Source organism: Streptomyces solicamelliae (genome assembly GCF_045348655.1).
Taxonomy (GTDB): Bacteria; Actinomycetota; Actinomycetes; order Streptomycetales; family Streptomycetaceae; genus Streptomyces; species Streptomyces solicamelliae.
Genome location: NZ_CP160404.1, coordinates 22,464 through 34,717 on the forward strand (window position 1 = coordinate 22,464; position 12,254 = coordinate 34,717).

General features: G+C 66.3%; 11 protein-coding genes and 5 pseudogenes. 11 read left to right on the forward strand and 5 right to left on the reverse strand.

Going from position 1 to position 12,254, the window contains the following annotated elements; genetic code table 11:
* Positions 1 to 799 precede the first annotated feature (799 nt).
* The 4 genes and pseudogenes from ABZO31_RS00090 (at position 800) to ABZO31_RS00105 (ending at position 4,884) form a co-directional block, all read left to right on the forward strand.
* Complete coding sequence (locus ABZO31_RS00090) at positions 800 to 1,345, forward strand: hypothetical protein (RefSeq protein WP_406858743.1); 546 nt, start codon at positions 800 to 802, stop codon at positions 1,343 to 1,345.
* A gap of 343 nt (positions 1,346 to 1,688) precedes the next feature.
* Positions 1,689 to 2,354 (forward strand): annotated as a pseudogene (locus ABZO31_RS00095) (transposase); the annotation flags it as partial.
* A gap of 495 nt (positions 2,355 to 2,849) precedes the next feature.
* Positions 2,850 to 3,101 carry a DUF7660 family protein gene (locus ABZO31_RS00100; RefSeq protein WP_406858744.1) on the forward strand — a complete coding sequence of 84 codons (252 nt, stop codon included), beginning with the start codon at positions 2,850 to 2,852 and terminating at the stop codon, positions 3,099 to 3,101.
* Between the two features lie 1,051 nt (positions 3,102 to 4,152).
* Positions 4,153 to 4,884, forward strand: coding sequence for a hypothetical protein (locus ABZO31_RS00105; protein ID WP_406865570.1), 732 nt, complete (start codon positions 4,153 to 4,155; stop codon positions 4,882 to 4,884).
* Positions 4,885 to 5,049: 165 nt separating this feature from the next.
* On the opposite strand, the pseudogene ABZO31_RS00110 reads toward ABZO31_RS00105, so the two are convergent.
* Positions 5,050 to 5,127 (reverse strand): annotated as a pseudogene (locus ABZO31_RS00110) (AAA family ATPase); the annotation flags it as partial.
* Between the two features lie 196 nt (positions 5,128 to 5,323).
* On the opposite strand from ABZO31_RS00110, the gene ABZO31_RS00115 reads away from it, so the two are divergent.
* Positions 5,324 to 5,761 (forward strand): hypothetical protein, encoded by a 438-nt coding sequence (locus ABZO31_RS00115; protein WP_406865571.1) that lies wholly within the window; start codon positions 5,324 to 5,326, stop codon positions 5,759 to 5,761.
* Positions 5,762 to 5,810: 49 nt separating this feature from the next.
* On the opposite strand, the pseudogene ABZO31_RS00120 reads toward ABZO31_RS00115, so the two are convergent.
* Positions 5,811 to 5,900: pseudogene (locus ABZO31_RS00120) on the reverse strand (AAA family ATPase); the annotation flags it as partial.
* Positions 5,901 to 6,225: 325 nt separating this feature from the next.
* Positions 6,226 to 6,858, reverse strand: coding sequence for an SMI1/KNR4 family protein (locus ABZO31_RS00125; RefSeq protein WP_406858745.1), 633 nt, complete (start codon positions 6,856 to 6,858; stop codon positions 6,226 to 6,228).
* A gap of 110 nt (positions 6,859 to 6,968) precedes the next feature.
* On the opposite strand from ABZO31_RS00125, the gene ABZO31_RS00130 reads away from it, so the two are divergent.
* Both ABZO31_RS00130 and ABZO31_RS00135 read left to right on the forward strand, forming a co-directional pair.
* Positions 6,969 to 7,298 (forward strand): IS1-like element transposase, encoded by a 330-nt coding sequence (locus ABZO31_RS00130; RefSeq protein WP_406865214.1) that lies wholly within the window; start codon positions 6,969 to 6,971, stop codon positions 7,296 to 7,298.
* Positions 7,299 to 7,418: 120 nt separating this feature from the next.
* Positions 7,419 to 7,793, forward strand: a complete 375-nt coding sequence (locus ABZO31_RS00135; RefSeq protein WP_406858746.1) for a transposase — start codon at positions 7,419 to 7,421, stop codon at positions 7,791 to 7,793.
* A gap of 881 nt (positions 7,794 to 8,674) precedes the next feature.
* On the opposite strand, the gene ABZO31_RS00140 is transcribed toward ABZO31_RS00135, so the two are convergent.
* Positions 8,675 to 9,496 carry a DciA family protein gene (locus ABZO31_RS00140; protein WP_406858747.1) on the reverse strand — a complete coding sequence of 274 codons (822 nt, stop codon included), beginning with the start codon at positions 9,494 to 9,496 and terminating at the stop codon, positions 8,675 to 8,677.
* Positions 9,497 to 9,710: 214 nt separating this feature from the next.
* Here ABZO31_RS00140 and ABZO31_RS00145 point away from each other — a divergent pair.
* Positions 9,711 to 10,536: pseudogene (locus ABZO31_RS00145) on the forward strand (IS5 family transposase).
* Between the two features lie 42 nt (positions 10,537 to 10,578).
* On the opposite strand, the gene ABZO31_RS00150 reads toward ABZO31_RS00145, so the two are convergent.
* The gene (locus ABZO31_RS00150) at positions 10,579 to 10,998 is read right to left on the reverse strand and encodes a hypothetical protein (RefSeq protein ID WP_406858748.1); all 420 of its coding nucleotides are present in this window, start codon (positions 10,996 to 10,998) and stop codon (positions 10,579 to 10,581) included.
* Positions 10,999 to 11,141: 143 nt separating this feature from the next.
* Here ABZO31_RS00150 and ABZO31_RS00155 point away from each other — a divergent pair.
* The 3 genes and pseudogenes from ABZO31_RS00155 to ABZO31_RS00165 all read left to right on the forward strand — a co-directional run.
* Positions 11,142 to 11,663, forward strand: a pseudogene (locus ABZO31_RS00155) (Tn3 family transposase); the annotation flags it as partial.
* The gene (locus tag ABZO31_RS00160) at positions 11,648 to 11,884 is read left to right on the forward strand and encodes a hypothetical protein (RefSeq protein ID WP_406865216.1); all 237 of its coding nucleotides are present in this window, start codon (positions 11,648 to 11,650) and stop codon (positions 11,882 to 11,884) included. The pseudogene ABZO31_RS00155 and the gene ABZO31_RS00160, both read left to right, overlap by 16 nt.
* Positions 11,885 to 11,888: 4 nt before the next feature.
* Positions 11,889 to 12,233 (forward strand): hypothetical protein, encoded by a 345-nt coding sequence (locus tag ABZO31_RS00165; protein WP_406858749.1) that lies wholly within the window; start codon positions 11,889 to 11,891, stop codon positions 12,231 to 12,233.
* Positions 12,234 to 12,254 lie beyond the last annotated feature (21 nt).

Here is a 12,254-nt window from a genome sequence, read left to right on the forward strand (position 1 = left end):
TCGTCAGGTGAAGGCATCTTGTTGCCAGATCACCGAACTGTGCCGGAGCTTGATGGCGGTCACCTGAGCACGGGGGATGTCGCCGTGGCGGCCGGCCGATCAGGGCCTGCTGTAAAAGTCCTGGTCGCGTGAGGTCTTGCGTGCCTTCGCGACCTCGGTCTGCCGGCGGGCCGCCTTCGATCCGCCCGTGGGGAAGAACAGCTCGCATGGTGTCGCCCATCGCGGCCTTGGTGGCGGCGGTGACGAGGGCGCGCCTTCTTGCTGCCCTGGGGTGCGGGACGTCCGTACACGTCGATGAGGAGGCGGGCTCTGTCCGCTCCCGTCTCGTCATCCCGGCGAGCCCTCTACGCCCTTCAAAGGATTCAGGAGAACGACCGTGGCTGACACGACCCCTGGCGACGCCCCGTCTGACCAGCGTTTGATCAGTTTGATGCGTGTGACCTGGCCTTCGACGGAGCCCGAACTCCAGGGCAGTATCAGGCCGTTGACGACGGCGTCCCAGTTCCAGCAGCCGTATGCACTCCAGACGCAGTCTGGTACCCGGCGCGAGATCGCATGCCCGCAGACGCTCACGCACCTCGCGTTCCTGATCAGACGTCAACTCGACACGCAAGACCTTCGACATGGGCAGCCCCTCCCTGCCCTACCTCATACCCGAACCCCCGCCCACCACCTCACCGAGACCGACGACTGCCCCGCTTCGGCGCCCGATCCGGCAACAACGGCTCAAGCGGCGCCCACTGCGCATCAGTGACCAACGATCAGATCGTCTGACAGGACCGGGCCTAGCATCCCCTCCATGAACACAGTGATCCTGACCGTCAGCCTGGCCTTCGCCGGCTACCTGGCGACATACCTCAATGGGCTGAGGCTCGCGCAGCGACAGGCCCGACTCGCCCGACTGAACCAGCAGCTGAGCGACTTCTACGGCCCACTCTTCGCACTCATGGAGGCCAACAAGCGTGCCTACGAGACGTTTTGCGAGAGATATGTCCGACCTGATGGGATCCACCCGTTCGACCATGACATACCCCCCACCGAGGAGGAGCTCGCTGAGTGGCGCATCTGGGCCACGACCGTCTTCCTACCCAACATCCAGAAAATGCGCGATGTGGTCGTCACCAAGGCCGACCTCCTCATCGAAGAGGAGGTGCCGCCCGTCCTGCTGGAACTGTGCGCCCACGTATCCGGCTACGAGATCACCGCGGCGCGCTGGGCATGTGGCGAGTTCGGCGAATACAAGTCCGTCATCCAGTTCCCGGGACCGGAGCTGAAGGAGTACGCCACGACGCGCTTCGCGCGACTCAAGAAGGAGCAGGCTGCCCTTCTCGGCCGACGCCGGTGAAGCTTTCGACGCGGACTGGCTGGTCGTACACACCAGACCAGGGATCGGGTGATCCGAAAGACAGGCGAGCGGATGCGGGAAGTGCGCTGCGGATCCCGCGCCGACTGCGCTGCTCGCGGGTTCGGGCGGCAAAAGGATCAGCAGCTGACTTCATTGCAACCGCTTAGGTCAGCCGGCCACCCGGTGGCTGCCGGCGGCAGGTCGATGTAACAGGAACGGCCGCTCGACAGTCCATCGCATATCGCCCCCGACACTGGCGTACTGGAAGCGCGGCCGAAGACTGGCTGACCGCTGGTGAGACCGACGAGGTCCGGGTTGGGGTCACGCTGCGGTTTCGGAAACACGACGGCCGATCGACTTGTTGCCCGACCGCACCGCGTACACGGTGGCGGCCTGGCTCGCTGCTCACCCTGGCATCAAGGTGATCTGCCGGGACCGGTGCAGCACGTTCAGCCAGGCCGCGGCTCGCGCGCCACCCGACGCGATCGAAGTCGCGGACAGGTGGCATCTGCTCCATTCACTCGCCCGCGCCGTGGAACGGACCGCTCACCAGCATCGCGCCTGCCTGCGCAAAGACGCCGAGTCCAACGATCCGGACCAGCCCCAGGAGATATCGGACCCCGCGGTACTGGCAGCGTTGATCGGGCCACCGGAGCCCGCAGACCCGCCAGACGGCCAGCTCCTGGCCCGGGTCCGCCAGTGGCACACGGACATCCACCAGCTCCGAGACCGCGGCTGGACCATCAGCGCCATCGCGCGCCGCCTCGGGCGGGACCGCAAGACGGTGCGCCACTACCTGACCACCGACCTCGACCAGATCCTCGCCTCCGCACACGAACGTCGGCCCAACGGCCACATCAATCGCTTCAAGCCCTACCTACAGCATCGCTTCCGCAGCGGCTCGACCAACGCCGCGGGCCTCTTCCGTGAGATTCGCGAACGCGGATACCGCGGCAGTCGCGTCGTCGTCACCAAGTACAGACCCGCGCCTTCCACAGTCGGCCCGTAGTCGCTGGAGCCCGCAGCCACGAACGACAACATCTGCAGCAGCACGCCCCGGGCCAGTGCCGAGAGGTCATCCGCCAGCGCAGCCATAATCACGCCAGCCTCCGGCGGAGTGCACTCGAAGATGATCGTGCTCTCCTCCACATGGCCATCGAGGGTATATCCGACCCATGTCCTGGGGGGTCTCAGCGGTGATGATCGCCTCGATCAGAAGAGGCACATGCTCCGCGGAGTCACCGCAGCCGCACTTCAACGACGCCCAGTCGACGCGTCGCAGTTCTGCGCGTACCTCGGTCGAGGGCTTCCGGCAGGGGAGACCGGCGCGTCTCTCCGGACAGCCGGCCGCGGACGGAGCGAGCCTCGCAGTATTGCGACGTAATACTGCGAGTGCGCGGTGTACAGGCAGATCCGCAGTACCACCCCGGCAGGCGAGTACCACTGACGCTCCTCCTGGTCACCCAGCGCTCTGCAGTACGAGGCGCAGGATAGGTTCGCTCCCATGCCACTGACGCCCGGCGACGAAGTCCGCAGCCGCCACGAACTGGTCACCTTCGTTAGGGAACTTCACGAGGACTACCTCCGCAGGGGAGGTGAGTGGGAGAACCAGACCCTCGACGACTTCCTCGAGGCTCTTGCGACGTGGATGCATGACTCGCCAGGCTGGTATCGGAACGTGGGGCAGGAGCTCCCCGAAGGCGGGGACTGGACCTTCCTGGCGAGGGCGCTGCAGGCCGCCACTATCTACGAGTGATTCTTCGCGTCGGACAGTCAGGCGAGACTTAGACCCTCTCGGTGGGCGCCTGCGGGGTGGTCGTCACATCGGGTGCCGCGTTCGATGCAGAAGACACCGGCGGTGGACGCCGAATGCTCGCCCACCGCCTCCACTGCGCCCGCCTGCTGTGAGCGACGAAGCCCCCGCGGGTTCGCGGCTGTTGAGGCGTGGCAGGTGGCCGGGGAAGCGGCTTGGCCAGGTGTTCATGCGCTGCGAGGATGCCACTTCGAATGCGCGGCGGAGGGGGCAGGGTTATGACGCAGTGGCGGCTCTTGCGTGGCAAGGTCCTACTTGGTGAGCTAAGTGAGTATGGCTGCGATCAACCGTTCTTCCTGACGCGCTTCACCCCGGGGCCGGGCTGGGAAAGCGTGAGTGCGTTGTTCGAGGTGTGCAGCCCTCAGGGGCCCGGACCCGGATGGGGGTCGGTTTGTCGCTGCGGTCAAGCCGTTGCAGGACCTGGAACTCACCCTGGCCCCGGTAGACGGCGAGCAGCCTCCGTTGCAGGTCTTCAAGACCTGCACGCTGCGTATCGATGGGTCCGAAGCTCGCCTCCGCTACTGACCCATCGGTTGGAGCGTCTGTTGGAGTCGTCGTAGGCAGATGCTGCCAGGTGCCGGCACGTTCGGCGGCTCTGCAGAAGTTCTTGTGATCAGCGCCGCGCCCGATGGGAGCCTGGCCAGGGCTGTCGGCGCGCTGTGCTTGGATGCGGCGTTGCCCACAAGGGCGGGAGGAAGAGGACATGACGCGCACGACACCACCACGGCCGCTGGACATCACCGTGGAGTTCCCGGAGCTGGTTCGGCTGGCCAAGACGGCCACCCGCCTGCACCCGACTCCTGGAGCGCCTACCGTCCACGACAGTTCGGTGGGTGGGCCCCTGCTGTGGCCGGCGGACGAGCCCTGGCCCGAGTGCACGCCGGGCTACCCGCCTGCCGTGTCAATGCCGACACTGGCAGACATCCGCAGGGTGCGAGCCCTATTGACCGAGGCGTGGTCGCGACCGCGCGGTCCGCGGGAGAACCTACTGTCTGTGCAGGAACAGGAGATGGTGGAGCAGCTGCGGGCCGGGCACGACCCCAAGCTGCTGCCATCCGAGCCGCAGCCACTGATACCGCTCGTGCAGCTCTACGCCCGCGACGTGCCCACGCTGCCTTTCCCGCAAGGCAACGACCTGCTGCAGGTGCTGTGGGCGCCGGGCTATGGGATTGAAGGATGCTCGGCCGACGTGCAGGTGCGCTGGCGCCCGGCCTCGCAGGTCCGGCAGGTCCTGCGCACTCCTCCTGAGCCCGCCTACGTCGAGTGTGACGACCACGTGCCGGAGCCGTGCCTGCTCCACCCTGAGCCGGTGCGTGAGTTCCCGCCCGGCCATCTACTCGACGAGGCCCTGGACGAGCGTGTGTACCGCTGGTGCGCGCAGCAGTCAGTGAGTTACCAAAGCGATCTGTCCGTCGCTCCCGGCTGGAAGGCGGGCGGATGGCCGGCCCCTTTCACCTTCCGCGACCCGGCTGGCCGCGATGAACTGTGCTGCGGCGAGTGTGGCGGACCGGTGGAGGCGTTGCTCTCTATCGACAGCAGCGAGTGGCACGGGGCCGACGGCAGCTGGCGTCCGGTAGAGGCAGACCCGGAGGCGGCGAAGCCGGTCGGTCATCCGTACCGGAGCCATGCAAAACCCACCAAGGTGGTCATCGGACGGGGCTACACCCTGCAGGTCTACAGTTGCGTCGGCACGCCATCGCACCTGCCGCGCACGATCATGCAGTAGCCCAGAGTCAAGACCCTTCAAATGGCGATCACAAGATCCACGACAGAGCTCGTTCAGTCGTACCATCCTGGGCCTGTTGGCCCAGGTGTACGCCGGCGGCTGGCGACGCTCGGCAAGTCCGGGATGGGCGAGCGTCGCAGTAGGCTCTGGCGGGCGCTTCGGTCCTGCCCAGGTCGAGGCGAACCGGTAGGAGTCGGTGCCGGTCTCGATGATGGTGCCGTTGAAGGTCAAACGGTCGATGAGCAGATGTGTCAGCGCTGCGGCAGGCTCGGCTATCTGCACCAAGACACCGGCTGGTGCGGTCACCCTTCCCAGACCCGCCAGGACAAACAGCTGCCGCGGATCTGTCGCGAGTTCGGCCAGGTGCGGCGACATGCCGGACTCGGGCTGCTTGTCGCAGCCGCCTTCGGGATGGCCCCGCAGGCCACCCGGATCTACCTTGCAGATCACATTGATCCCGGGCGTCTGCCCGACCAGCACGAGCAGAGGAACTGAGTTGCGGCACCTCACTCCCGCCTTCGCCCTCGGCGCCCTTCGCCGCAGCAAGCCGATCGAACAGTTCCTCGGCCCCATCGAACGCGACAGCCGCCAGGGGCTTCGCTGGATCGCCCTGGGCCCTGGCCGCACGGGCGTGACCGTCTACCTCAGCGAGGTCGAAGACGTCAGCACCGACGCCTTCCTAGACATTACTGAGTTCCCGCCCCTCAACCCCGAAGACGAGTCCTGGGGCCAGGTGATTGCTGTCTTGCCTACCCCTGAAGAGGCCCTGGCCCTGGCCGAGCGCGAGTTCGCCGCAGACCCCCAGCGCTGGGTCAATCACGGCTTCGTCAGCGACGAGTACTACGACTTCTGGGCCGACCGCAGGGCGAACTCGTGAGGTTTCGGCGCCGCCTGGCACGTGTTCGCCGGAACATGTGCCCTTTGCCGAAGGACTCGTTGGAGGCGATGGCGACGTTGTTCTTCTCCTCGCCTTCGGTCAGGACCTGGAAGAGGAGTTCCCCGCCGCGGCGGTCGAGCAAGGTAGCCACGTCATGCCGTGACGATTAGGGCGGGCGGCGGGAGCCCGAGGAGAGCGCCACGGGCGCCAGAGCCCCGGACGGCACGTCCGAGTATTACGACGTAATACTCGGCAAGCCATCCTCGGCCCAGGGAGGACACCTGCCGAACCGTTGGTCACTCGAACCGCCCCCTCTCAGCCGTGGCTGCGCAGGTGACAGCGGAGAGCACTTGTCGGTGGGCTTCGAGAACGACGACGAGGCAGATGCCTCGGAAATGTTCGCGAGAAGTAGGAGCAGTCGCGTGGTTCGCGTCGGCTCGGCGGCAGGTCCGCGAGGCTGATAGTTAGGGCAGTCCGATCGGTGCTGCCCTCAGCGGTTGACCGTTGAGTTCCTCGCAGCCCGCGTCGTCCCACCAAAGCTCACCTTTGGTGGTGAGGTAGGGATGCAGCCCGCGCACGTCACCGCCTTCGTGGAGCACATGGGCGACCGCGTGGAGAAGGCTCGCAAGATCAGGCCAGGAATCGGTGAAGTCGCCGCCACCACTGTGGCCCGCCCAACCGAGACGGCCCGTGTCCGGGCCAGGCCGTTGGTCGATCACCTGCGCCCCGCCATCGGCGCTCTCGGCCCAGGGAACCCAGAGCGGGTGCCACCACGGCTCGTCGTCCCAGGGCCGACGGGTCAGCCCGTCGTTCTCCGCCGCGGCATCCATGCAGGTCTGCCAATGGTTCACGATGCTGCTCACCGGGAGCGGTGACTGCTCCGGCAGGAAGGTCGCCCAGGCGCTCACCCCGTCATGGCAGAGCAGAGACTCAGCAAGGTCACCAGGTAGTGGGATGCCGAGAAGCCGCTCCGCCTGCTGGATGTCGTCCCGTGTCGCAGGCGGATTGAGTAGGGCGAAATCGGACGCCGCGTGGGTCGCCAGCCAGGCGTCGATCCGGCGCCAGGATTCCGACGGGGGCAAGATCTGCTGTGCCATGACGCCATCCTGCCCCACGCCTGTGACGAGACGGATCGAGGCCCTGCTGGCGGATCAGCCAGACGGTCAGTGGTCCGGCTCGTGGAGACCTGCGTCGCCGCCGACCGCGACTGCCTGCGCAATCCTTCGCCCAGCAGCACGTTGCCGGAGGCCACCGGAGGGCTTCCGGTCGTCCGCAGGACGATGCGGAGCCCGTCGGCCAGCGGGCCGAGCGAAAGAAGGCCGCACACGCCCTCGTCCACGAAATGCTTGCCCAAGGCCACTCACGCCGGGCGACCGCCCGGCACCTGGGCTGGGGCCTCAACACCGTGCTCCGATACGCGAACGCCGCACGCTGGCCGGACACCATCCGCGAGAACCGGCCCCGGCCCAGCAAGCTGGACCCCTACAAGCCCTACCTGGAGCACCGATTCGCCGAGGGATGCACCAGCGTCACCTGACTGCACGGCGAACTGGTTGCCGAGCAAGCTCCCGTCACCTACGCCATGGTCCGCGCGCACATCGCCACCTTGCGCGGGGCTCCGCCTGCTGTGTCGCCGCGGGCGCCGTCGGTGCGGCAGGTGACCGGCTGGCTCACCCGTCACCCCGCGCCCCTGACCGAGGAAGACCGGGCCAGCCTGAAGGAGGTCCTGGCCCGCTGCCCCGAACTGGACAAGGCGGCCGGACACGTCCGCGCTTTTGGCGAGATACTCACCGAACGCCTGGGCTCCACACTCCCCACCTGGATCGACGCAGTCGACGCCGGCCGGCTGCCCGGTCTCACGGGCTTCGCACTCCATTTGCTCCGAGACCGAGACGCCGTGACCGCCGGGCTCACTCTCGACTGGAGTTCCGGCAGCATCGAGGGCGCCGTCAATCGCATCAAGAAGATCAAGCGGCAGCTCTATGGGCGCGCCGGATTCGAACTCCTCCGCAAGATGATCCTGCTTCAGTAACCCTCCGCGATCGGAACCCCAGATTTTGTACCAGAAACGCCTTCTGACCCCACTTGTCAGAAGCGCGGCCCGACAGTGGGATGCGAGACCAAGGCACAGGCAGCGATCTGCAGTTGCGCTTCCCATGCTGCCTCGTCGAGCCCAAGCGTGCACTCGATGCAGCACGCGCATGGCGGGAGTAGCGCCACGAATGCTTGCTCCTCCAGCGGTCTCGACCTCCATCTCCGACCACTCGTCCGATGCCAACTCGGCGCGATCCACCTCCCCAGCGGTGAATCGCGTGGCCAGCCTGTGCAGCGCGTATCGCCGGGCCAGGTGGTGATCGGGCAAAGCGATCCCCAAGTCTTCGAGAGCCTGCTCGAATGTGTCGCGGATGTCCCGGGGGCCCGCATGGCGCGGCAGGCCAGCGAGCTCGCACAGGGTCGGCGTGTCCATTCCCATTGCGAGTGCCTGGGCAGCGGTCATCGGCAGGTCTTCCGGACACACCTGATCCGCCTGATACAGCCACGCTGCCTCCACCAGAGGCGGATAGGTGCTGCGGACAGGGCTGTCAGGTTCGGATGTGTCGTCTATCGCTGCCATGGTTCATACGATGCCAGCACGGCTCGCGAGGGCGCCTGAAAATTTGGACTGTCCCGGTAAACCGCCCTGCGGGCCGACCCAACTCATACTGTTGCCCCGGTGATACTCCGCGACCGCTCCCCAAGATCTGTGCCAGAACCCAAAACTCAGCGACATCGCTCTCCCGTGGAAGAGGGCGCTCTCCACGCTGAGCTACAGGCACTCTCGTCACTCACCAACAAAGCCACAGCCGCGTGGTCGGAGTATTACGTCGTAATACTCCGAGATGGCGAGCGCGATCGACGCTGGGCACGGCGTGGTCAGGCAGCACCACCGAACAGCCGAGGCGGTTCGCCGTCCCGGCTGCCGAGGACCATGCCGGTGTGCGCCCGGTACAGCGCGGCCTGGTAAGCGGCTTCTTTCTCGTCACGCCGTCCCCGGGGCTGCAGCTGCTCGAGCTGGGCCGCGTACTCCGGATCGTCTTCGAGGACGGGACGCTTCGCGCGAAGCGCTGATGTCTGCCTGGTAGCGGCTGCGCCGAGGAGCCGTGCAGAACCGGCTTCATCGGCCCGGTTCCGGAGGTGCGCTTGGTGGATGGCCAAAGTGCGGTGGTAGCCAGCCGAGGCGTTCTCCCGCGTGCGGACCGGCCCTGCCGCCCGGTCCGAATCGGTGCCTGCGGGCTGCTGCGTCTGCGGTGTGACGAGCGGGGCGACGCGCAGCACCCGCAGGCTACGGACGGCGTCGCTGCCGATCTTGTCATTGATCTGACGACAGACCTGACCGCCAAGGAGACGGAGCTGGGCGGCGTAGGCGTCGGACGAGGGGCGGACATCAAGCCTTCCTCGCTCGGCGTCGTACGCGACGGCCTCGACGCGGGCAGCGTACTGCGGGCAGAGCTCGTCGAACCGGTCGACGATGCTGCCGCCGCGGACGCCGGCGGTCCAGCCCTGTTCGCTGCCGAGGTGCGCCAAGACGGTGCCGAAGGCCTGCGGGTCGCGACCTTCTCCGCTGTGCCAGCGAGGCTTTCGACGGGCGGGCTTGGCCGCCCCGGTGTCGGCGCTGCGGCCGGCCTTGTATGCGGCGAGGGCCTGACGGGCGAGGTCGGCTCCGGAATGCGGCCGGGGCGCGGTCGGATCGGGCATGGAGACACCTCCTGATGCTGGGTCAGAAGCAGAACGCGAGGCCCTGGTTGGCCGGCAAGGGCCTTGTCGACGAGGCGGTTGGTGTACAGGCGGCGGGCATCCCGCTCGCTCATGTGGCCGTCGTGCAGGGCGGCATGGATCCATGTGCGCGCCTACCACCAGAACCTGTTCACCTAGAGCGTGTGTCTTTGATTCGTTGGTCAGTTGATCGGACATGCCTATCCGGTTAGTGATCACTGATGCGATGTGGGACCGGATCGGGCCGCTGATGCCGGCCGATCCGGTCCGCGGTCGGCGGTGGGCCGATCATCGCCGCACCCTGGAGGCCATCGCATGGAAGTACCGCACCTGTTCGCCCTGGCGGGACTTGCCCGACGAGCTCGGATCGTTCCAGACTGCCCATAAACGCCTGATCAGGTGGGCCATGGACGGCACTTGGGGACACATTCTCGCCGCAGTTCTGGCAGCAACCGACGCTGATGCCGACATCGGCTGGACTGTCTCGCTGGACTCGACCGTCTGCCGAGCCCACCAGCACGCCGCCGGTGCCAGGAAAAAGGGGCTCCAGATCGGGCCGAACCTGACGGCCATGCCCTCGGGCGCTCCCGTGGCGGCCTGAGCACGAAGGTCCATCTTGTCAGCGACAGCCGGGCACGGCCTCTGGCCCTTCACGTCACCGCAGGCCAAGCGGGCGACGCCCCGGACTTCGAGGCCGTCATGGCCGCCATTCGTGTCCCCCGAAGCGGCTCCGGACGACCACGGACCCGCCCCGATACCGTCCTGGCGGACCGCGCGTATTCATCCCGCGCGATCCGAAGTCACCTCCGCCGACGCGGAATCCGCGCCGTCATCCCGCAGCCGTCCGACCAGGTCGGCCACCGGCCTTCGACGCCGAGGCATACAAGCAGCGCAACGCCGTCGAACGATGCATCAACCGGTTCAAGCAGTGGCGCGGCCTAGCCATGCGGACCGACAAGCTCGCCATCGCCTACCAGGCCGAATTCCACCTCGCCGCGATTCTTATGTGGGCCCGCCGATAGACCCGACCGTCACTGTCAGAAGGCGGCTCGACAATCTGGAGATCACATAAAGCGCATATTGGGTACCTTCAGGTGATTTCCGTACGTGAGAACCTTCTGCATGCCTGCCCAGAGCTCATAAACGTTGATGTCTGGAGCGATGCCCAGGATGATCTCGTCAGAGGGCAGTTCCAACTCCTCCACTGCTTCAGGCCGGAACTGGAGCACAAGCCGGCCCGGCAGCATGGTCACCTCTGCAAGGCCGCCATAGTCGACGCCCTCACTCTCGGAGACGATGCAGTAACTGTCGAGCTCAAGATCTATCTCCTGCGGGCCGGGCTCCTCAAGCATGCGCTGCAGGTCAAAGTAGCGGGCGTCCTTGCTGTCGTTTTCGAGCATGAACACAGTGAATGTTTGCCCGGGAACCGCCTCTTTGATCTCTACATGACGAATGATCCAGTACGGCATGTTTCGGTCGGCCATCTCTCATTCCTCTCGTCATCGCCGATCCGCCGATACAGAGGACCCAACCGGTTCGGTGGCGGCCCAGCGGCAGCGAGCCCTTCAGTCAAGAGCATGACGGTCTCATGACCGATTCAAGAGACAGCTCCTAGTGGCACTCGAGCTACGGCGGCCGCGGGGTACTCATCTACTGGCACGTGGAGAAGAACTCCCTGGCCATCCACTCCCAGCTGATCAACTGCACCGCCCTCGAGGTCGCCGCTATGGTCGAGAGCGCGATGTGGCACGGCAGTACCATGGACGTCGAGGTCAGCTACACAGACTCACATGGCAGTCGGGATTTGGGTTCGGCTCACCTGCTGCCGCGTATCAAGCGGAGCAACAAGGTGAAGCTGTACCGGCCGGTGGCCGGCGAACCGGGGACGCGGGTACCCGCGGCCGACCCCGGCGCTGACCCGGCCGATCCGCTGGACACTCATCGCTCAGCAGTGCGACCAGATGTTAAGTACGCGACCGCGATCCGTACCCGGACCATATTCACCGAGGCGATCCTGCGCCGCCTCACCCGCAGTGCCTCTCACCCCACCTATGCGGTGATGTTAGAGGTCAGCCGTGCGCGCAGAAGACCATCTTCGCGGCCCGGCTGCGGCTTCGGGATCTTCAGCGGGAGATCGAGGAGGACCTGAACGTCAGGGAGTCTTCCAACGGCGCCAACTCCGTGATCGCGTACGGCAAGGACGGAGAGACTGTGTCCAACCGGCGCGACGAGCACCCGTACCGGGAGGTCAACCTCTACATGGGCGCCCGCTGGAACCTCAGTGCCTTTACTGTGCCTGGCTCCCGCACATCGGAGGATGAGGGGCTCGGCGAAAGCACTCCCGTTGCGACTCAGCCTGAGCGACGATGACGGGATGACGTTGAAGCGAGTGGTGTTGGTCGTGACGTGCCTGGTGGTCGCTGTCCTGGGGTGGATGTTCGCTGTCTCGCAGTGGGAGACAGCGAGCCGGATTGCGACGGTGGCCTCCGCTCTCGCAGGTGTGGCAGCGGTCGGTGTCGGAATCTGGGCAGCCCTCCCAGGCACCAGCCGGTCAGCCATCGTCGTTCGAGAAACCGGCACCGCCAAGACAGCAGGCAAGGGCAACGCGGTCACGGGTTATCACGGGAGCGGCTCTGCGCGTCCCGTCACCGTCGAGCGGACAGGCGATGCCGAAGCGACCGGAGATGGCGACGCCATCAGCGGGTACAGCGAGAAGTAGTCCAGGGATTCAGCAGGGGGA

Bases quoted from the DNA above. Each gene is read 5' to 3' on its own strand.
- ABZO31_RS00090 (WP_406858743.1), top strand. From the start codon at position 800: ATGAACACAGTGATCCTGACCGTCAGCCTGGCCTTCGCCGGCTACCTG.
- ABZO31_RS00100 (WP_406858744.1), top strand. From the start codon at position 2,850: ATGCCACTGACGCCCGGCGACGAAGTCCGCAGCCGCCACGAACTGGTC.
- ABZO31_RS00125 (WP_406858745.1), bottom strand. From the start codon at position 6,858: ATGGCACAGCAGATCTTGCCCCCGTCGGAATCCTGGCGCCGGATCGAC.
- ABZO31_RS00140 (WP_406858747.1), bottom strand. From the start codon at position 9,496: ATGCCCGATCCGACCGCGCCCCGGCCGCATTCCGGAGCCGACCTCGCC.
- ABZO31_RS00150 (WP_406858748.1), bottom strand. From the start codon at position 10,998: ATGGCCGACCGAAACATGCCGTACTGGATCATTCGTCATGTAGAGATC.
- ABZO31_RS00165 (WP_406858749.1), top strand. From the start codon at position 11,889: ATGACGTTGAAGCGAGTGGTGTTGGTCGTGACGTGCCTGGTGGTCGCT.